Source organism: Vibrio sp. D420a (assembly GCF_030248625.1).
Lineage (GTDB): Bacteria > Pseudomonadota > Gammaproteobacteria > Enterobacterales > Vibrionaceae > Vibrio > Vibrio fortis_A.
Window position 1 is genome coordinate 218361 of sequence record NZ_JAHGAN010000017.1, and the last position, 21034, is coordinate 239394.

A 21034-nucleotide genomic window follows, 5' to 3' on the forward strand; every position below is an offset into this window, starting at 1 on the left:
TAAGGAAACCTAAGTGCTTTGGCCTGATAACGAATCAAAGGTAGACCTACTGAACTATCAATCCATAAGTAACGCAATAGTAAAACTACTTAGTGATCAGCAAAGGCTTCCTGTTTCCATAGGCATTCATGGCGACTGGGGAGCAGGTAAGTCCACTGTTTTATCTATGATCGAGAACTCCTATAAAGAAGATGAAAAAACTGTTTGCGTTAGGTTTAACAGTTGGCTGTATCAAGGGTTAGAGGATGCTCAAACTGCATTGATGCAGCAAATCACTACAGACTTGATAAAGAACAGATCGGCAATAGAAGGATTTAAAGATTCAGCGGATTCTTTCTTAAAGCGAGTTGATTGGTTTAAAACAGCAAAAACCGTTGCTAACTGGGGGGTCACAGCATTTACTGGGATTCCAACACCAGGAACAATGCAGGACTTATCAACTGCAATCGATACCTTAACGGCTAAAGCAGGAAGCCTAAAACAAGAAGATATTACAAAGGGGCTAGCAGAACTCAAAGGGTGTATTGGGAGTCCAAAAAATAATCGAGTTGTCACCGAAATTACAGAGTTTAGAGAAGAATATGAAAAGCTTCTGAAAGCCGCAGACATAGACCGACTTGTAATTCTAGTAGATGATCTTGATCGCTGCTTGCCCGACACGGCTATCGCCACTATGGAAGCGATGAAACTATTTTTGTTTATGCCAAATACTGCGTTCATTGTTGCGGCTGATGAAACTATGATCGAATATTCGGTGCGTCGTCACTTTCCCAACCTTTCCGAAGAAGTTGGCGGTATGGCATACACACGAAACTACTTAGAAAAGCTCATACAGATCCCATTTAGAATTCCCGCTCTTAATGAGAACGAGACATCGATTTATCTGGCTTTGCTAATAGCGGAAAGTCTTTGCAGTCAAGATAGCAATGAGTTTAATAGAGTACTCGATCATGCCCGTTCAATCCTAAAAGAACCTTGGGCAAAAGGAAGCATAACAATTGAACAGTTTGAGAGTTTAACTGGGAAAAGCCTGTCGGAAGAAGACAAGGAGTTATTCTTTATGGCTTCTCAAATTGCGCCAGCTTTAAATTTGGGAACAAAAGGTAATCCGCGTCAAATAAAACGATTTTTGAATGCATTTATGACCAGGCTTCTGGTAGCCGAAAGTGCAGGCTATAAAGAAGCGATCAAAGAAAATGTGTTAATCAAATTGATGCTCCTAGAAAGGTTTAATCCCAATGCTTATGAAATATTAAGACTTGATAGCTTAAGTAATCCTGAAGGAAAGCCACACTCCTTGAAAGCACTAGAAGAACCTGACTCCCATGAAGCCCAAGAAGGTTCAAACGCAGCAGTACCATCAACTCAAAAACTCCTATTTGATGTCGAAAAAGACGATTGGCTAGGCAACTGGGTCAAAATTGAGCCTGCCCTATCCGATATGAAGCTGGCACCATATTTCTTCTTAACACGAGAGAAAGTGAAGTTTATCGGTCTGGCTCAAAGTAGCGAATTAATTGAACGAGCACTGAAGCTTCTGTCAGGAGAAGCTCTAGTAGTAGCTGGTGCACAAAGCACAGTGGAACAACTGTCTTCTGATGATGCAGGTAAGTTAATGGATCTCCTGATTACAAAAATTCAAAGCACTTCTAGCGCACCAAAAGTACCTGAGTACTATCATGGGGCAATTCTATTATGTAAATGTTTCAAAGACCTTCAACTAAAGCTATTGAAAGGCATTACAGAGATTCCCGAACGTAAAATTGGAACTTGGGCTGTTTCAGGTTGGGAGCGAGCAGAATTGACCGAAGAAGCAAGGAAAGAGTTGAATGAACTACTTAAAGACTGGTCTGAAAGTGAAAATAAAATACTCGCCGCAACAGCAAATCAGCAGTTAAAAAAGGATAAATAATGGGTACATCGACACAAAATAAAGGCCCAAATAGTAAAAACCCTCTAGTCCCAACATGGCTTGAAGGTAATGGTGGAGGATCTGAACCTCAACAACAGCAAGGTGATGATGCGTCAGATGTAGTTCCAAAGCCTCAAATTAAGCCAGAGAGTGGACAACGTTTTAGGAGCCCTCGCGGAGAGATGAATCGTTTTTTTCGTACTGGCGATCCAGGTGCTATGAAAAACGGAATCCGTCGGTATGTTAAGAATACTGGAGGTAAAAGTTCCGCAGTAAAAAGAATGGGTAGTTCAACAAAAGCTGCTGGAAACCTACTATCGTTCTTGACCGATGTTGCGCAGCGAGGAACCGATGCTGTTGCAAAAAGCTTTAATCTAACATTAAAGCCAAATGAAACAGCGGATGAACTACTACTTCGTGTATCTGACCAAATCTGCGACGTTTCAACTAGCAATATCCCTGATGCTGTGACGCGAAGTGCCTATATAGAAACTGTCATAGAAATGACAACAACAATAGGTGTCACTGACTTAAATACCATCACACCTGAACAGATTAAAGCAAGCTTAAGCTGTTTTATTGGTAAAAGTGTTACCGAAAGAATCATCAATGATATCGGAAACAATATTGTGGCGGAAAAAGCTAATCCTGAGCAATTGCAAAATACTTTAAGAGAGTTAGGGGGGTACATTGAAGGTTGTGCTAGTGACGCAGTATCAAACCTGACTTCTGATGGCTTAGATATTATGGATACGGCATTGGTTGGTAAAATTGATGAAATATACACAAACGTATTTGAAATTCTAGAATCAGTTGGTGGTGAATAATGAAAAGATGTTCCGTTGTCGGTTTGATCGACTCCAATGACCAAGTATCCCTTGTAGATAACGATAGCATAGTAATTTCAGTAGAGTTACCTGAGGATCAATCAAAAACCAGATATGGTGTGGGTGCATTTATCAAGAGAGCTAAGCAACATTTAGTTTCCCCTAATTTATATGCTTCGGAATTATTGAATCTCTCTGCACTTATATACGCAGCAGATACACGCATTAGTCGGGATGACTACTCGCAAGATGGGTGGACTCGTGAGTTTGATATCTACTTCCCAGTTAACGAAGTAGGTATATGGCAACCTTTAAAAGGAAAAATAGAAGAATTACTTTCATTTATCACTGGCGATTTCTGGAGCTTACACTTTCGAGAAAGAGAAGCAAAGCATCACTTAGAAGTTATCGAAGGTTCGGATACCGCTATACCAGTTAAAGCTGTTTCTCTTCTCTCTGGAGGGTTAGATAGTTTCATCGGTGCTATTGACTTGCTAAGCACCAATATCGACACCTTGTTTGTTGGACATTATGCAAAAGATGGTACACAAAACTACCAAAATCAGGTCGAGCACGCGTTAAAAGGGCATTACCCAGAATACTTTAAAGGGTATGTAAAGGGTTGTTTGATTTTCGACAAGAGCGTATTTAAAAGTGGCAACCAAGAAATAAACTCGGAGAACAGCCAAAGGTCACGTTCTTTTATGTTTTTATCTATGGCAGCGTATTTAGCATCTAGCATGGGTGAATCATGTAAATTGATAGTGCCTGAAAATGGATTTATCGCCCTAAATGTACCGTTAGATCCACTTAGATTAGGTGCGAATAGTACAAAAACTGTACACCCTAACTTTATGTGCAAAATGGGAGAAATATTCGATTATCTCGGTTTGAATATCGAGTTGATTAATCCATATCGTCATATGACTAAAGGCGAAATGATGGCGGATTGTAAAAACCAATCACTATTGACTAAACATGCACATGAGACACTGTCATGTGCATCGCAAAGTAAAATGCGATGGGATCAAGGTGGTTTTAAAGCGAATAGACTTGGCGGTTCAGGGGGTAATGGTAACTGCGGATATTGTTATCCTTGCCTCATCCGTAAGGCCTCTTTCCAGAAAGCTTTGATAGCTGATAATACCGAATATGTTGCAATTCCTGATTTCAATACGGCTAAAATCAAGGTAGGGAAAAATGGGAGTGTATATGCCGAGTCTAAAGACATTTTATCTGTTCAGTATGCAGGGTTTCGATTAAAAAAGGGCCTAATCAAGCCAAATATAGAGATTCATAAGTCAGGTACATTACAAGGTGTATATGATGAGTGGGCCGATATTGCTGACATGTATGCTCGTGGACTTAGTGAAGTATACGGGTTGGTTAAAGATGTCACAGTAACTAAATCAAATTAGGAGTGAATTTGATGGTTGGTAACGATATTAAATATATCGACTTTCATTGCCACTGTGATTTGCTTCCAGGCTTTGATAATGGTTCACTTAAGTTAGATCGAGAAGTGGCGGCAATAGCCGTCACAACAACTCCCTTAGCATGGCCTAAGAATGTCGAGGAATCAAAACGCATAACTGGCATGATTCCAGCCTTAGGAATGCATCCTCAACTCATAGGTTCCCGTTTCAACGATCATTACTCATTCAGCAAGTACATACAATATGCTTCAATTGTTGGTGAAATAGGACTAGATGGTTCAACGGCTTTCAAAGAAAGCTTAGCTACTCAAGAAATGGTTCTATCTGAGATCTTAGAATTGTGCGCAGAAAGCTCGAAGACGAAAATACTATCGCTTCATAGTCTTAGAGCAGAGACTAAGCTGATAAGACTCCTACAACAAAAAATAAGCACCAACTCACTTACCCCAGTTATGCATTGGTTTACTGGTTCTGTTACACAAGCCAGTAAACTACTAGATATTGGGGCTAAGTTTTCTTTCAATCATAAAATGATAAGAACAAAAAGTGGACAAAATTTACTTTCTCATATTCCTAAGGAGACCGTACTTATAGAAACTGATTTGCCTTTTACTAGTAAGACCTTTGATTCCGCTCTTCATAAAACGCTGTTGAAAGAAACTACCGTAAAAATTGCAACGCACTTGAATATGCATCATGAAGAATTCTCGGACAGTATTCTTCAAAATTCTACTGAGCTTCTAGCAACAACATTCAAGTAGCTCAGGCTAGTGTTTCCATCATGAGAAGCTTGTCGTTCACGAAGCAATCCTCTAAATTATCAAAGTACAATTTTCTGGAATAACCGTTCTCAGACATCCACTTTTCAGCATTTTCCATAGAAAAAACTCAATTTTCTGGAAAGTGAGCTTGATGCCTTTATTCATAAAGAATTACAGATTATTTCCAGAACTCAGGTGTCGTAGTAGTTCGTTACCATGCGTTAATCGCATAAGCGACATTATCGAATGATTAAGAAAGCAGACTCCGGTCTGCTTTTTTGTGCCCGCTCTGAACTTTGCTCAAAATTTCAACGTAACAGACAAGGATTTCCTCTTAATGAAACATCGGAGTGTGTTATGAACCTACTGATTGAATCTTTTGAAGGCGGCATCTACCTTGCTTATCAAGTCACAGACCATAACCGTAGACTGGTAATGGACAGTGACCATCATCCGAAAAAGTTTATGAGCCTTAACCAAGTGCGTGATCACTTCAACGACCAATCAATCACGTCAGCGACCCTGATTCATAACAGCGCTTACGACGAAATGTGTGGTGAGCAGTGTGGTAGCGATATGCCACTCAGCGTTGACCTAAGATGGTGATTACCTATCCATTGCACAACAATCCAATTGAAAAGAGGACTTGTCAGTAAGTCCTCTTTTTTGCCTACGCTGTTCTCGCTAACGCGCCATACGTCGATTTCTGCGCTTGATGTTGCCCTCACGAACAATGAAATCAAACAGCGGCGCAAACAAATTAGCAAACAGTATTGCGAGCATAATGCCTTCTGGATAGGCCGGATTGAGCACTCGAATTCCTATCGTCATCACCCCGATCAAAATACCGTAGGCCCACTTCCCTTTATTGGTAAAGGCTGCAGATACCGGGTCGGTCGCCATAAAGAAGGTACCAAAGGCCACACCACCAAGTACAAAGTGCCAATAGAAAGGCATAGAGAACATCGCATTGGTTTCTGAGCCGATCAGATTTAACAAACTAGAAGTCGCCACAAGACCAACAATCACTCCTGCGACAATCCGCCATGAAGCTATCTTCATCACGATGAGTGCCAAACCACTGAGCATAATGAGCAACGATGATACTTCCCCCATCGAACCTGGGATATTACCGATAAAAGCATCCATCCAAGAGATTGATTCTCCGGTCATGTTGTTCATCAACGCACTGTTACCGCCCTCATACCATTGGCTCAATGGTGTCGCACCTGAATAACCGTCTGCCGCTACCCATACTAGGCCACCAGACATGTTAGCTGGATAAGCAAAGTAGAGGAAGGCACGCCCCGCAAGAGCTGGGTTGAGGAAGTTACGGCCTGTACCACCAAAGATCTCTTTGGCAACCACAATACCGAAGGTGATACCCAATGCAGCTTGCCAGAGTGGAATCGTTGGCGGCAGTATCAGAGCAAACAGCACCGAACTGACGAAAAAGCCCTCGTTCACCTCATGCTTGCGCACGATGGCAAACAACACCTCCCAAAAGCCCCCTACTACAAATACCGTCGCATAAACAGGCAAGAAATAGAGAGCACCAAGCCACATCTGACTTAACCAACCACTTGATGTGAGAGCTTCTGCGCTACCAAAGGCCCAAGCCAAACGCCAGTTTCCCTCAATCACGGCTAACAGCTCTGCACCAGAGTAGGTCGCACTCAACCCCATGACAGCTTGATGACCGACGTTATACATACCCCAAAACATCGCAGGAAAAGTTGCTAGCCACACCATGATCATAATGCGCTTGAGATCGATACTGTCTCGGACGTGGGTCAGCCCCTTATTCACATGGCCGGGTGTATAGAATATGGTCGCTGCCGCTTCATATAATGGGTACCATTTTTCGTACTTACCACCCGCTTCGAATTGAGGAGAGACCCCCTCTATCCACTTCTTCAATTTCATATCTTTGTAACCTCATTTCAGTGAGTCACTAGCAATACGAAACAAACCGTGTTTGAGAGCAATTTAGATAAACTCTACCAATAATTAAACCCTCATACATTTACCCAACTTCAGCTTTGCGATAGAAAAAGTAAGGCTCAAATTTTGGGGAGAAGATCACACGTTGAAATTTTCACCCTTCTTCTTAAAAATGCGACTCATTAGCTCATTTTTTCATATGTAATTGATAAAAATGTCGAAAAAACATCGAAAACTCTTATAGAATGCTCGCATAATAAAGATATAAAAAAGATCAGTTGTGCAAAAACAAAGCAGTGGCTCCACTGAGGTTTTCTATCACCTCATGGATCTGTCAGATAAAGAAAAAAGTCTTTACTTAGAGCGATTAAAGGCTGAACAACCCGGCTTATACCAACAAGTTCTTCCACTTATTAACGAAGAACCTTCAGAGCAGATCACATCGCTGTTCGGCTTCCACGCACAGCAAGCAACTGAAACAGAGCTCGACCTCACCAATACCTTAGTAGACAAGTACCAGATCTCTCATGAGCTGGGTCGCGGTGGTATGGGAATTGTTTATGCTGCGAGCCGAGCAGACAGAACCTTCGAGCAAGACCTTGCGGTCAAATTCATTCAACCCGCACTCTCACATATCCTAGGTGAACACGCTCTGTTTCAAGAGGCGCAACTGCTGGCTCACCTCAATCACCCTTGTATCGCCAAAGTGTTCGATGGTGGGGTCTATGAGGAGTCGGTCTACATCGTCATGGAGCGTGTAGAGGGAGAGACACTTTCGCTGCACTTGCAGAATCGTTCTTTGAATGAAAAGCAAAAGCTCAACCTATTCAAAGAGATCTGTTCTGCTATCGAGCACGCACACCAAAAGCAGGTACTGCACGCCGATCTCAAACCAGAAAACATCCTAATTGATCCACTAGGCTCACCTAAGATTCTGGATTTCAACCTGACTCAAAAGGTTAAGCAGCCCGTTCCAGACAAAAACACCGACGTATCTCTGCTCACGGCCTATAGCAAGGCTTACGCAAGTCCAGAACAAGCAGCCGGGCAATTTCTGACTCAGCAAAGTGACATCTATTCTCTGGGTAAAATCCTGGCATTGATCTTTGACTCATCTTCCAACTTAGATATCGACCTTATTGTTGAAAAGGCGACGCACCATGAGCCTTATCGACGCTATGCCAGCGTGAGTGAGTTGCGCCAAGATATTGTACGCATGTTGGAGTGCCGACCTATTTCGCTCCGAGAGAAACACCCGCTCCATGCTCTATCTAAGCTACTGAAGCGTCGTCCAGTACAGAGTGCCCTGACTATTCTATTATTGATTTCAGGCGCTACCTTCTCGACTGCAATCTTCAACAAGAACCTGCAACTGCAAAAAGAGAAGCAAGTTGCCGAGGAGATGATGTACGAGGTAACAAGCCTGCTGTTTCATGCTAAGGGCAGTGATGCCGCCAAAATGTCGGTAGGTACCATGCTTGAACTCACAAGGCGTCGAATATTATCGAACCCAGATTTACCCAAAGACGTTAAGCAAAAAATGCTATTGGCGATGCTAACGCCAGCGCCAGAAAAATCCGTGACTAATAAAAATAAACCAAACTCATCTAGTAACTGATTATGAAAAAAGCTCTCTTACCTTTTATTACAACGTGCGCTTTGAGCCTAACCGCGCACGCTGATGATAGCCAATCTCTGACTGGGTACTTTATCGATTCACCAGTTTCGGGCCTCTACTACGAGACCAGCTCAAACCTCTCTGGCACCACAGATAAAGGGGCATTCCAATACAACTCAGGTGATATCGTGAGTTTCTTTATTGGCACCGATAACTCGGGCTACCTACTGACTACCCTATCCGGCCAAGAAGTCATTACGCCAACGTTGTCATCGACCCGCCCAAGTCGCAGCATCAATATGACGCGCCTGTTATTGTCATTAGATGACACGCCGGAGCACCGTGATGAGATCATCTTAGCCAGCAAGGTGTTGTCGGATGTCGAGTTTCAAAAGAAACTTAAAAACCTAGATTTAAGCTACCTAGATGACCAAGACCTTGGGATCGATTTGGTTTCCGTTAAGGAAGCGGCTGAACACCTGAATCAGAGTCAGGAATACATCAAGGATAACTTTGCATCTGAAGAGATCATCTTCTCTCCAAAAGACAAAGTGCTGCACAACGTCATCATCGCCAAAAAGGATTATGCGGGCAGAGCCTGCTTCTACGATCTGGCTCATCAGGCTAACCCAAAATATAAAGGGCCAATTGGCGAGTTAAGCTACCAGATTACCGACACTGAGCTGATTCAGTTCCCTGGAACAGGCGACTACTTCAACGGCTGCAACCTGCGTCCTTACCACACACCTCAAGAGATCATCCGTGAACCATTATCCGTTGGCGATGGTTGGACAGGCTTTACTAGTTGCGCACAAACGGGCTGCACTCGCCACGACCTAAGTGGGTTCTCAATCGAAGACTACAACGATGAAGGAGACTGGAAATATCGAACGGTCGCTTTGGACTTCGATACCGAGACCGAACTCTTGATGGAGAAAACTCAAGGCTTGGGCCAGAAGGAGCATATGCGTCATGCCAACAAGGGCGAGATGATCTGGTTCACCTACACCCATGAGCGTGGTAACAGCATTCCTTATGAAGGTATCTGGCAGCATACCCAATACCAGCACGCGGACATCATCACAGAGTGCCTACTGGTAAAGGATAAACGCATTCTGCTAGGGCCTAGCGAACCTGAAACCTGTCCGACAAACCACCAACAATACACAAAAGATGTGACTGAAAAGTTTGGCGACATGTGGTGGTTGAGTAACCCAGAGCCAACAGCATCCCTTGCTCAGATGAATGTTTCAGTTCGTTGGTACGACTCCATACCTCAACAGCATTTCACGGCGTGGGAATACCTGCCTGCAGGTAAAAACTGGGACCAAGGCATCCTCTACAGATTCAAACAAAAAATTTCGCTAAACCCAGATAAATCCCATAATATCAGCACCCTATCTGTTTCTGAGTTTACTAAAGTGAGGTCTAACAGCTAATGGCAACTGCAACTCCAGATATCACACAGATCATCCACCAATGGCAATCTGGCGACAAAAGCGCCGAAGCAGACTTGTACCAATTCGCGTACTTACAGCTTCGTCAGATCGCGCAACAAGAGCGTACTCGGAGCGCACAGAAGTACGGCACAGATAACCAAGTGCTGAGCGACAGCATGAACAGCACCACCGCGTTAATTCACGATGCCTACCTGAAGATATCGTCTTCAGACCTGCAATCGATCGAGAACAAAAAAGATTTCTTTTTGATGGCGGCTAAGGTGATGCGCCAGATTCTTATCGATAACGCTCGCCACCTTCAGGCACAAAAGCGTCAGCAGATGACCATAATTAGCAACCAAGACGGTGATAAGTTCGAGCAGTTCATGATGATGGACAAAGCCATTGATAACTTTAGCATTCACTATCCCCGTCAATCTCAGGCGCTGAAGCTCAAGTATCTAATGGGCATGCGAAACTATGAGATCAGCGAGCTACTTGAGTGCAGCGCGAGCTTGATAGAGAAAGACCTCAAATTCTCCCGTTGTTGGTTGCAAAGCAAACTGGTTTAACATGAAAAAACGCCTCTGTTTCTTGGTTGTATCTGGCTGTGGAGCCTTCGCTCTGCTTCCACCTTGGCTTGCTTCTGAAGAGGTGAATGCACCCCGTCTAATCGGAGGTGACTCGTTACTCTCAGTCAAACAAACTGCCGCTGTAGGCGCGCAGACCGCCGTGAACGCTCAGCCTACGCAAAATCGTACCTCATCAACAACGCTGATAAAAAGCAAAGCCGAGCCAACCCTGTCAGAAGTTTCATTCCCAGCAGCTACTTTCGAAAGCCAAACAGATCGATTTGAGGACCCAGCTGAGAAATTTTACAGCGATACCGAAACCTTGATTGTCGCTGACGACAAAGACCGCGCCGATCGCAACCAGAAACCACAAGTAAACCCAGCAGTACAGCAAAGTATTCAACACGAAATCAATCAATGGTCTTTTACCGAAAACTCTCCGATTAACTACTCGATTGATGTTACCGGCCTATTTGAAGACCCTGATGGTGACTTGTTGACGACACAGATTGCTGTCAATCACCCGAAGTTTTCGGTTTCAAATCTAGGCGGTCGGACAAGCGTTCAAGGCACCCCGAAAGTCGGAGAATCGCCCACTCAGCTGATTGCTCGCGCTAAAGATGATTATCACGGCTCAGAAGAGAATGCCTGGGTGACCACCAGCTTTTCACTCCCATCCATGTCTTCAGGTTTAGAGGAAGATGGCTTACACCCTTTGATCGGTGAAACTTGGTATCGACTAGAAACCAACCACCAATTTGCTGGTAAGACGTACAACTATGAAAAGGTCTACTGCGAGGCGTTTAAGTTCATTAATGACGAAGTGTTCTTTGCCTCTTCAAGCAACTTAACCACCTGCCCGAACGAGCACGATCTGCGTAAAGTTGGAGGGTATCATGTTGATGGCAATACCTTGGTTGTCTCTAGCAATCAGTCCATTTTTGACACCGACATGCGTTGGAAAATTTTAGAGACCTACCCAAGTCACCCTACGTTCACGACCGCTCATGTGACACAAGTTAAAATGGGCAATGAGTATGAAACCTATACGGTGGCCTCGAAAGCGCAAATAGAACAACGCATAAACACTGTGACAGGATTAGAAGCTCTGCAGCTAACACCACTCAACTATATGTATTTAGCTAACGATGGTCACTACTACCTAGGCTGGTATGGCATGCATATTAGTAACTACCAACTCGGTAACCCAGCTTGGCCTGATGAGATGGATGGCGACTTAAATGTGCAGTCTTACAACACCACAGTGGTTTGCGAAGATTTGCTCGACAAATTTGATCACTTCTCCGTTGGCGGGCAAGGGGTATACGGCGACATCATTGGTCAAACCGTGGGTGAACAACTTGAGCCTATCGAATGTGGATTGCAACCACTAGGCCACCTTCAGTACTCTTATTTTGATGTTGATTTCTTCGAGTTCGATAAGTTCAAACATGGCGAAGTATTTAGCATCATACTCCGCCCCAAGAAAGAGTGGCGTCATAAGGTTGAAGAGATGAAACTCAATGTTCGATATCTAGATCCTAACGCTTAAAAACTCCATAACGCCTGCAAGCCGGTACTGAAAATATAAGTATCGGCTTCAGGTAGTGTGGCGTGCAGCCACACACTATTTCATATCCTACTATTCAATTCCCTTCCATCGTTGCGTCACAAACGCCAATTATTCGAATAAAAATCAAATAAATTTTACGGTTTTTTTCTGCTTTTACGTATGTTGAAAAAGCGATCGATTCTAAGTAAAACATTCACCCAATTAATACAAGCATCAAAGAATGAAACAAATAGGGCTTGGCTAGAGCTCTCTACAAAGGACATGAAATGAAAAAAGTTAGTTTACTAGCAGCGTCAGTGGCTTTCGCTCTAACAGGTTGTGGTGGCTCAGATGGTGATAGCTCTGGTGCTGTACCAGGTGGTGTGGTGATTACCGCTATCGATGGCTACCTACAACATGCTGAGGTATGGGTTGATACAGATGGCAACTTCGAACTTAATGCTTCTGATAAGAAACTAGACGTCGAAACAGATGAAAATGGTCAATTCACTCTACCGAGCGAGCACAAAGACAGTGTTGTATTTATCAAAGCAATCGAAAACAAAACAATCGATAAAACACGCGGTCTAGTTACAGTTCCTGGCGGCTTCGAACTCGCTACAACTGCAGGTTCAACTATCATCAACCCAATGACAAATATGGTTATTGAGCAGCTAGCTGGTGATGACACTCTAACTCAAGAAGATGCGGAAGCGGCAGTAGTTGCATCGGTAACAGATTCAGGTCTAACAGCCTCTCAAGATCTGATCTTTGGTGACTACATTGCTGATGGTTCTGAACAAGCACAAGCACTAAACGCTATCGGTGAAACACTGGTTGATAACTCAGGTTTAACTATCGAACAGCAACTAGAACTGACTGAAGCTGTTGCAGTAGAAGCTCAAGCTATCATTGTCGACCCGTCACAAGAGATTGATGATTTCTCTCCAATTGTTGATGTTCCAGCAGATCCGACTCAGCCAATCACTGTAACTCCTAATTCTCGTCCCGTAGACAACAAGAATGGCGTACTGGAGAGTGTTACTCTTGAACCATCAGGCGTATGGGTAGAACTCGATACATCTATTTACTTCCAAGATGCAGATAACGATGAATTAGCTTTCGAACTCAAAGAGCTCGCTAACGATCTGAACGGGCTAGTGATCGATAGCACTACAAGCATTATCAGTGGCGACCTTACTAAGGCGGGCACTTACGATTACCAAATCTTCGCAAAAGATAAGCATGGTGCATTGTCATACCCGCTGAATCTCAAAGTCATTAAGTTAGCTGAGAACCTAGCACCAGAAGTCGTCGAAGAAGAAAAAGCAAGACTACAAAGTGTCATTGATGGTTGGCAACTTCAAGAAGGTGAAGTCTTCAACCAAACTATCGACTTATCAAGCTTATTCAACGATACCGACGGTGACATCGTTAAATATCGTTCTGGAGGTCTAACTGTTGATGGATTAACAATTACCCCAACGGAAGACACAAGTTCAATCGTTACTATTTCAGGTACACCAAGTAAGTCATACCCAGCAGGACAAACTTTCAATGTCGGTGGCGTTGATAATGATAACGAACCAACCTACGTGACATTTACGTTACCTGAAATCTTAGAAGGTACACCAGTAGAACCACCACAACCAGAACTAGGCTTCACTCAAGCACACTTCGATAAAGGTGGCGTATGGCAAATGGGTAGCTTTGACTACGGTGATGCAGAGGTAGCATTTGCATCTCTACGCGTGAACAACGGCCAGAATGAACTATGTTTTGCGACAGATGACTCAAGTGACTTCTCAACACTTAGTCGTGAAGACTGGTTAAGCACGCTAGACAACATGCAGCACAACTACTGGGATCTTGGTCGTGAGAATCTACTCAAAGATGACGACTGTTTCGCAGTCACATTAAACAATAACGGCACTGTCGATTTACCTGGTGATGCAGGTACAGATACGGCAACAATGCTCTACCAAAATATCACGAAAGATGGTGATTATCAGGTTGTGATGCTTATTGAAGAGTCTACTGGTCATAAAGAGCTGTTTTGGATGGACTCAACAGAAGTAGAAGGTGGTGTTAACTACAACTCGTTCTCTTACCCAAGCCAAAACGACATGACTGTTGATGTAACGCTTGATGAATACCTACTTGTTGATGATGACGGTGGATATAACGACCTTTACCCTTTACTGGATAAGTTTGCTTACTCAATGACGGGTAAGAATGCTGAGAATCTTGCAGAGGGCACGTACACAGCAACACCAATCACCGAACCAGGTGAAAGCTGGTCAGATAATTGGCTTGTTGGTGAAAATGTTGATGATTACGATGAAACGCTGATCAATCCATACCTAGGTCTAGTTGAAGACAACGACGATTGTAACTGTGTTGTAACTCGTCGCTACTTTACTTACCGCGACTTTGGTGAACTAACTATCGGTGTTGGCGATCACAACAAAGGTTATAGTTACGGCCATGATGACAACGGCTTTTTCTTTATCAAATCAAATCAAGAGGAAGCGATCAAACGCATCCATGACGCTTGGGGCAAATAACTAACTCCCCTATCTAATACATAGCCCCGCTCTCGCGGGGCTTTATTTACTCAGCAAATACAAACACCTACAACACATTCACTTCAGAAATCACCCAATATTTCATCCACTTTTTATAAGATTCTTTACGGTTTTTTTCTTATTTTCCGTATCTTGAACCACAGTCTTCTACACGGTAAAACCTTGCCAGTTTTTATATATCACTTCGAATAAGTACAGATTTCACTCGGTAAGGATGAAAAAAATGAAGAAGGTTAGTTTACTAGCAGCGTCAGTGGCAATTGCACTATCAGGTTGTGGCGGTTCAGACGGTGGCTCGTCAGATGGAGCGACTCCGGGTGGCATTGTGATTACTGGCTTTGACGGCTACTTTAAAAATGCAGTTGTATTTGACGATGTAGGTCAATCTGGTGTTTTAGAGGTTGGCACAGATACTATCTTTGGCTTAACCGACAAAGATGGAAAAATCACACTTCCAGCAGATACTGAAATTGATGGAAAACTGGCACTAAAAACACTTCGTCCGGGTGATATGACTAAAGCACTTGCTGAAGAACTTTCAGCGTTAAGCTCCAAAGCCGATAGCTATTCTGATTTCATGGACGTTTACACGACTGACATGGACCATGAAGGCCAGCCAATGGCTAACAGTGTTGTGTTCCGAACTCCTGAAGGTACAGATAAAACTTCATTAGTTATCTCGCCGATTACCGATCTTGTTGCTATCGAAATGCAAAAAAACGATAGCTCAATTGAAGCTGCAACAGCTACTGTCAATAAAGATCTAGGCGGTTCGGTTGAAGAGCCTATCGATCTATTTTCAGACTTTGTAGCTACATCAAAAGACGATCTTGAAAGCGCCCAGCTACACAAAACAGCACAAATTCTTACAGAATCAAAAGCTCAAGATCCTACAGCCTACGCAAACAATGCAAATAGCATTACAGAAACTGCTGTAGAAGCATCTAAAGAGATCGTAACAGAAGAAAACATGGGCTCTGATGAACTTGTGAACGAGAAGCCTGTTATCGATCCAAGCCAACCAGAAACCGCTGTATCTAACTACAAGCTACTCGTTGACTCTAGTGCACAAGCTACCCTTGAATCTGAATTTAAGAAATTAGAAGTCATTGAAGGCCAAGGGTTTACGCATACTATTACTATCCCTGAAAACTTATTCCAAGATAAGTACAGCGCTGAAGGAGCGTATCAAAGCATTGCTACCGCTCGCGCGAAAGTGAATGGTGAACAAGAGATTACTGTTACGCTAGAGGGCGAGATATTAACAATCTCAGCAAAGGAAAGCTTTGTACCAACCCTAAGCAGCTACATTGTTACTCTAACAGCTGATGATCGTGCCACTGCTGGCTCAAAAGTACTGAGTGAACTAAATACTACATTCTCATTCGATGTTTCGCTGGTAAACACTGCACCAAAAGTAGATCCAGAAGCACAATCAGAAATACAGCGCGAGATTACTGACAACTGGGTAATGAAACAGGGTGAAGCGTTCTCAGAAGAACTATCTGTTAGCGGCCTATTTACAGACCGTGAGGACGATACTCTAACTTATGACTCTAACATTAGCTCTGTTGTAAAAGGTCTGACATCAAAATACGATGCTAAATTAGGCAAACTAATTATCTCAGGTCACCCGGAAACGCCAACAGAAGATATCAAACAGTTCAACATCACTGCCGATGATGGACACGCTGCAACATTCATGGTTTCAGAGCCAGCAAGTTTTGATTTACCAGTTATTGCGATCGGTGATATTGCTATCGACAAGGCGGTTGAAGCCGAGCTTCAAAAGACTATCACTAACACCTGGTCACTTAAGGCTGGTGAAGAGTTCTCTGAGCAACTCAATATTAGTGAGTTATTTACCTCAAATGTTTCTGGTGACGTTGAATACTACGCAAACTACGCTGCTCACGACAATGAATCACCAAGCAATCCAATCCCAGGCGTTTCAGTAGATGTAGACGCAAGTGGCTTAGTCACACTGAAAGGTACACCTACATCGGAAACTAATGGTGTCATGCTATATGTGGCAAAAGGGATAAACTTCTCTGGCGGTGAAGAGAATGACATTGAATCTGAAATGGTGACCTTTGCATTGCCAAATGCACAACCAAGTGATGAAGTTGATCCACCAGCGCCAGAACTCGGATTTACAGAAGCACACTTCAATAACCAAGAGTGGAAAATGGGTAGCTTTGCCGACAATGACGGTGAAATCGGCTACGCATCACTTGCTAAAGACGAGCACGGGCTATTGTTCTGCTGGGGCTCGAATAGCGATGAAAACTACTCAGGCAACATGAGTGACGCACTTGATCAATGGGGTAATAATTATGCACCTTTTGCTAAGTTAGCCGAGCTAGATAAGCACAACGATTACATGTCGCACCAGGACAAAGATTGTATGGATGTGACAATAAATGATGGAAAAATGATTGATAAAGAAGGCAGTATCTATGAAATGCTTTATCAACATAAACCAGCAGAAGGCGAATACCAGATCATCTTGAAAGTAAATCAAGACGAACTATTCTGGCTCGATTCAACGTCTTCTACATTTGCACAAACGTCGCCAGCTTCTGAAAAAATCATCTCTGGTTTCACTGACTTCGATCTTACAGTTGAGGCTGGAGAAGAATTCGATCCTGAGCTTGATGGCTACCCGCTAACGTATGCTGCTGGTCAATTTGTATATGCTGAAAACTCATACGACTACAAGTCAATCAAACCTACAGGCTTTGAAACGCCAGGAAACCTGAGCTACGAACTTGATAGCTTTGGCCGTGAAGGAATTGTACTAGAGGAAACAGGGGCTGACTCTGATTACAAGACACGCTACCGCTACATCCAACGTGAGTTTGGTGATTTCTACATTGGGGTAAAATGGAGCGAGGAACCACAATGGAACTACGTATCAGCTCCGGAGTTTGGCCTGTACTCATATGATCAAGAATCAATGGAAAAAGTGATCGATAAGCTTCCACTAATCCAAGACTAAGTTCGACGAACTCAAAACAAAAACCCCAGCACATCGCTGGGGTTTCTTTTATCTGGACCCTTTGGCCTATGGTAACTCAAATACTATTTAAGCTACTTCACACACATCACGTTAAGAAGTGATGAGCCTTTAAGTTGAGTGACATTGCCATTCGTAAACAGGCCTTTCTTCTGTGCGCCCCAGTACGGAAGGTGCATTGGCCAGTCTTTTTGCTCCATTACTTTTGAGTCTAAAATGGTTTGCCAATCATCTTCACTCAACAGCTTCATGCCCAAACCATTACACGTCTTTTGTGCTTGGTCGTAATCTAAGCGACTCCAAGGTTTACCTTGTTCCATGTAAAACTGTTGTTTGCCATCAAGAATGTAAGGAACAGAATAAGACTTACCAGACACAGAAGCGGTTAAACGCACCTCGACCTCTGCATCACTGCTGCTTTTCGAATTGTCCGGCAGAGATTGAATTGCCATAGGCTCAGAAGCAGGCTTGCTTACAGCTTTAGGAGCAAGAGCCTTAGGTGCTGGTGCAGAAGCTTTGGCAACCGCTGCCGTCGCAGGTGCTCTTGCCGCAGTACGCTCAATAGGTTGCGCTTCTACTCGAGCTTTAGGTGCAGCTGCTTTATCCGCTTTTGCAGTCGCGGCCGCCAGTGGTGCTACATTAGTTGATTGAGATTTATCAACCATACGGATGAAGGCTTCTTTGTAGCCCGATACCTTACGAACCTGAAGCAGCTCTTTGCGTGCATCAGCATAATTAGAGTAAGGGCCAATCAAGCAGCGGTAGTTACCTTGCTCTGGTTTCATCCATACATTAGTCGAGATGTTTTTATAGATAGGTTTCGCTTTCTCTAACGGCAGTGGGTCATTGAGTAGCCCACACTGAACCCAGAATAGATTGCTTTCTGAATGGGTTTTGGGTGCTTTACTCCCCCATATTCCTTTGCCGATTGGACAAGAAGCTTCTAGTTGAGGCAGCTGGTCTGTACTAGCTTGAGTCGCATCACAAAGCACCGATTCCGCGTGTACTTGGCCAGACAACGACGCCCCTACCGCGAACAGCGCTAAACCCAACCCCATACGAGAACCACGACATACTGCATTTATTGTCAATTTCATACCCATCACTAAACCCTCAAGGGTAAAATTATTACCGACTTGGTATCGATAAAAAATGAATTCCATTTAAGACATTATTGACTATATCAATAACTCATAGTTCCTAAACTATAAGCAAAAAAAGAGCCGTAATTGCTTACGACTCTTAGTTTAGTGAGCTTTTTTATTAAAAATCAATCGCTCGGGATCAACCTTTATAAATTTTCGGGTTAAATACGTCGCGTAACCAGTCACCAAGCAGGTTAATTACCAGTACCAGCGTTACCAATACCACACCTGGGAAGGCAGTAATCCACCATGCACCCGAGAAGATGTAGTTAAAGCCGATACTGATTAGTGCGCCAAGTGATGGTTGGTCTACCGGAAGGCCAAGGCCTAGGAAAGAAAGTGCCGCTTCAGACATGATGGCATTTGCCACCTGTACCGTAGAGATAACCAGAATTGGGGACAGACAGTTCGGTAGAATGTGGCGGAACATGATGCGAGGTGCCTTAAAGCCCATCACACGTGCCGCTTCCACATACTCTTTCTTCTTCTCTGCCAATACCGATGCACGAATCGTACGCGCATACTGCGGCCATTCAGCAATACCGATGATCACCACCAGCATCACTACTGCGTACTGAGCGTAGAAATCACTACCAAAGCTCGCCTTAAAGATAGCCGAAACAATGATCGCAACCATCATGGTTGAGAAAGAGAGCTGAACATCGGCGAAACGCATTAGGAAGCTATCGATACGACCACCGAAGTAGCCCGCAGACAAACCGATGATGATACCCAGTGTTAGCTGAAGACCTACCGCCAAGAAACCAATCGTTAGTGACAGACGAGAGCCGTAAAGCATGGTCGATAGAATGTCACGACCTTGCTCATCAGTACCCAATAGGAAACGCTCATCACCATCTTCCATCCATGATGGCGGTAGCTCTGAGTCCATGATGTCAATCGACGTCACATCATATGGATCAGTCGGCGCGAGAATTGGTGCAGCCAGAGCCATCACCAAGAATGCGGTAAAAACAGCGAAGCTGAACATCGCCACTTTGTCACGTAAGAAGTAGTACAGAATGTCTGACTGCTTAAAGCGCTCCCAACGAGACGGAGCTGTTGTTGATTGTTCCATGATTATGCTCCTTTCCCTGTAATGTTCACTGTTGGGTTAATGATGCCGTATAGCAAGTCAACAATGGTGTTGGTTACTACGAAAATCAGACCAACGAAAATAACGTACGCGGTAATCAGTGGTGTGTCCACTCGGTTAATCGCTTCAAGGAATAGGAAGCCGGTACCCGGCCACTGGAATACAGTTTCAGTAAGAATGGTGTAAGCCACCATGGTACCAATCTGAACACCACCCACCGTTAGTACAGGCAGCATGGTGTTTTTCAGCGCATGTTGGTAGTAGATCTTGTTCAGTGCTAAGCCTTTCGCTTTACCGAACTTAATGTATTCAGAGCTCAGTACTTCCAGCATCTCAGAGCGTACCAGACGGATGAACAGCGGTAGCATGATAGAAGCGAGCGCAATACTTGGCAGAACTAAGTGTGCAAGGCCATCCAACGTAAAGAAGCCAGACTCCCAGCCAAGCCAATTGGCGGTTTCACCACGTCCATAAGAAGGCAACCAGCCAAGCTCAATAGAGAACACATACATCAGCATAATGGCCGTTAAGAACACCGGGATAGAGATACCGATACTACTGCCCGCCATGACTAGCTTGGTAAAGAAACTTTTTGGGTGAATCGCCGAGTAAACCCCAAGTGGGATCGACAAACAAACAATGATAAGCGATGCTCCAAACACTAACTCAAGTGTGGCCACCAGCTTGTCTAAGATAACGTCCACAGCAGGACGCTTAAAGAAGTACGAAGTACCGAGATCACCCTGTAGAGCAGCGCCTACAAAGCGAGTGTATTTTGTAATGAAGGGATCGTTGAGGCCCAGCTCATCACGCAGCGCTTGACGCTCCGCTTCTGAAACAGACTGACCTACCAACTCACGTAACGGGTCGCCCAGGTTATCCTGAATGGCAAACGCCACCAAACTGATCACAAACATCACTATCAGTGCCTGAAACAGGCGCTTGACCAGAAACGTAAACATTCCTTGCCCCTTATCTATCCATGACTATCTAGTTAAGTCCGTAACTAGACAACAAATATTCAGTCTTAAAAAAGGTATCTAGCCAGACTGAAGGAAGACTAAATACCGAAACTTAATAGAACAACTTAAAAAGCGAGAGCCTGAACCAACAGGCTCTCACATC

Annotated in this window: 14 protein-coding genes and 1 pseudogene; 11 read left to right on the top strand and 4 right to left on the bottom strand. The window is 43.8% G+C overall.

Annotation, left to right across the window (positions count from 1 at the left end):
• Window positions 1-13 precede the first annotated feature (13 nt).
• The 5 genes and pseudogenes from qatA to KI743_RS13300 form a co-directional block, all read left to right on the top strand.
• Window positions 14-1912, top strand: a complete 1899-nt coding sequence (gene qatA, locus KI743_RS13280; protein WP_285466781.1) for a Qat anti-phage system ATPase QatA — start codon at window positions 14-16, stop codon at window positions 1910-1912.
• Window positions 1912-2739, top strand: coding sequence for a Qat anti-phage system associated protein QatB (gene qatB, locus KI743_RS13285; protein ID WP_285466782.1), 828 nt, complete (start codon window positions 1912-1914; stop codon window positions 2737-2739). The genes qatA and qatB overlap by 1 nt, the downstream gene beginning before the upstream one ends.
• Window positions 2739-4157 (top strand): Qat anti-phage system QueC-like protein QatC, encoded by a 1419-nt coding sequence (gene qatC / locus KI743_RS13290; protein WP_285466783.1) that lies wholly within the window; start codon window positions 2739-2741, stop codon window positions 4155-4157. The genes qatB and qatC overlap by 1 nt, the downstream gene beginning before the upstream one ends.
• Before the next feature lie 11 nt (window positions 4158-4168).
• On the top strand, window positions 4169-4936 hold the full coding sequence (locus tag KI743_RS13295) for a TatD family hydrolase (RefSeq protein WP_285466784.1): 768 nt from the start codon (window positions 4169-4171) through the stop codon (window positions 4934-4936).
• Window positions 4937-5284: 348 nt separating this feature from the next.
• Window positions 5285-5542, top strand: a pseudogene (locus KI743_RS13300) (DUF6482 family protein); the annotation flags it as partial.
• Window positions 5543-5620: 78 nt separating this feature from the next.
• Here KI743_RS13300 and KI743_RS13305 read toward each other — a convergent pair.
• Window positions 5621-6862 carry an NADH:ubiquinone reductase (Na(+)-transporting) subunit B gene (locus tag KI743_RS13305; RefSeq protein WP_285466785.1) on the bottom strand — a complete coding sequence of 414 codons (1242 nt, stop codon included), beginning with the start codon at window positions 6860-6862 and terminating at the stop codon, window positions 5621-5623.
• Window positions 6863-7205: 343 nt separating this feature from the next.
• Here KI743_RS13305 and KI743_RS13310 point away from each other — a divergent pair, with 343 nt between their 5' ends.
• The 6 genes from KI743_RS13310 to KI743_RS13335 all read left to right on the top strand — a co-directional run bounded on the left by KI743_RS13310 (window position 7206) and on the right by KI743_RS13335 (window position 17650).
• Window positions 7206-8498: a serine/threonine-protein kinase gene (locus tag KI743_RS13310; RefSeq protein ID WP_285466801.1), complete on the top strand. Its 1293-nt coding sequence runs from the start codon at window positions 7206-7208 to the stop codon at window positions 8496-8498.
• Between the two features lie 2 nt (window positions 8499-8500).
• Window positions 8501-9937: a chromosome partitioning protein ParA gene (locus KI743_RS13315; protein WP_285466786.1), complete on the top strand. Its 1437-nt coding sequence runs from the start codon at window positions 8501-8503 to the stop codon at window positions 9935-9937.
• On the top strand, window positions 9937-10509 hold the full coding sequence (locus KI743_RS13320; RefSeq protein ID WP_285466787.1) for an ECF-type sigma factor: 573 nt from the start codon (window positions 9937-9939) through the stop codon (window positions 10507-10509). The genes KI743_RS13315 and KI743_RS13320 overlap by 1 nt, the downstream gene beginning before the upstream one ends.
• 1 nt (window position 10510) lies before the next feature.
• Window positions 10511-12061 (top strand): hypothetical protein, encoded by a 1551-nt coding sequence (locus KI743_RS13325; protein ID WP_285466788.1) that lies wholly within the window; start codon window positions 10511-10513, stop codon window positions 12059-12061.
• 287 nt (window positions 12062-12348) lie between these two features.
• On the top strand, window positions 12349-14628 hold the full coding sequence (locus tag KI743_RS13330; protein ID WP_285466789.1) for a hypothetical protein: 2280 nt from the start codon (window positions 12349-12351) through the stop codon (window positions 14626-14628).
• 244 nt (window positions 14629-14872) lie between these two features.
• A complete protein-coding gene (locus tag KI743_RS13335; protein WP_285466790.1) occupies window positions 14873-17650 on the top strand; it encodes a hypothetical protein in 2778 nt (925 codons plus the stop codon).
• A gap of 92 nt (window positions 17651-17742) precedes the next feature.
• Here the strand turns inward: KI743_RS13335 and KI743_RS13340 are convergent, their stop codons facing one another.
• The 3 genes from KI743_RS13340 to KI743_RS13350 all read right to left on the bottom strand — a co-directional run bounded on the left by KI743_RS13340 (window position 17743) and on the right by KI743_RS13350 (window position 20871).
• Complete coding sequence (locus tag KI743_RS13340) at window positions 17743-18765, bottom strand: SPOR domain-containing protein (protein WP_285466791.1); 1023 nt, start codon at window positions 18763-18765, stop codon at window positions 17743-17745.
• Window positions 18766-18952: 187 nt separating this feature from the next.
• Window positions 18953-19891 carry an ABC transporter permease gene (locus KI743_RS13345; protein WP_032551024.1) on the bottom strand — a complete coding sequence of 313 codons (939 nt, stop codon included), beginning with the start codon at window positions 19889-19891 and terminating at the stop codon, window positions 18953-18955.
• A 2-nt stretch (window positions 19892-19893) separates the two neighbouring features.
• Window positions 19894-20871: an ABC transporter permease gene (locus KI743_RS13350; RefSeq protein WP_032551023.1), complete on the bottom strand. Its 978-nt coding sequence runs from the start codon at window positions 20869-20871 to the stop codon at window positions 19894-19896.
• Window positions 20872-21034 lie beyond the last annotated feature (163 nt).